This window comes from Streptomyces macrosporus (assembly GCF_039533145.1).
Classification (GTDB): Bacteria; Actinomycetota; Actinomycetes; order Streptomycetales; family Streptomycetaceae; genus Streptomyces; species Streptomyces macrosporus.
In genome coordinates this window covers 1-628 of record NZ_BAAASZ010000056.1, presented here as the reverse complement: position 1 = coordinate 628, position 628 = coordinate 1, and the positions used below count along the sequence as shown (strand labels likewise).

General features: G+C 62.4%; 1 rRNA gene. It reads right to left on the bottom strand.

The window, feature by feature from the left end:
* Positions 1–628 (bottom strand): 23S ribosomal RNA (locus tag ABD335_RS30650); the annotation flags it as partial.

Below are 628 nucleotides of genomic sequence, written 5' to 3'. Positions count from 1 at the left end.
GCTTCTCGCTGGTCTCTGCGGCCACCCCCGGCTCACGCCGCACGGACGATCACCAGAGACGGCCCCCCTTCTCCCGAAGTTACGGGGGCATTTTGCCGAGTTCCTTAACCATAGTTCACCCGAACGCCTCGGTATTCTCTACCTGACCACCTGAGTCGGTTTGGGGTACGGGCCGCGACGGAACTCGCTAGAGGCTTTTCTCGACAGCATAGGATCATCCACTTCGCCACCATCGGCTCGGCATCGGGTCTCACCCTCCACGAGGGACGGATTTGCCTACCCCTCGGGCTACACCCTTACCCCGGGACAACCACCGCCCGGGCTGGACTACCTTCCTGCGTCACCCCATCACTCGCCTACTACCGGATCGGACCGTCGGCTCCACCGCACCGAACCCCGAAGGATCCGGCCGGCTTCACGGACTTAGCATCACCGGGCTCGGCCCTTGCGCTCCACCACGGGTACCGGAATATCAACCGGTTGTCCATCGACTACGCCTGTCGGCCTCGCCTTAGGTCCCGACTTACCCTGGGCAGATCAGCTTGACCCAGGAACCCTTGGTCAATCGGCGCAGGAGTTTCCCACTCCTGTCTCGCTACTCATGCCTGCATTCTCACTCGTGAACCGT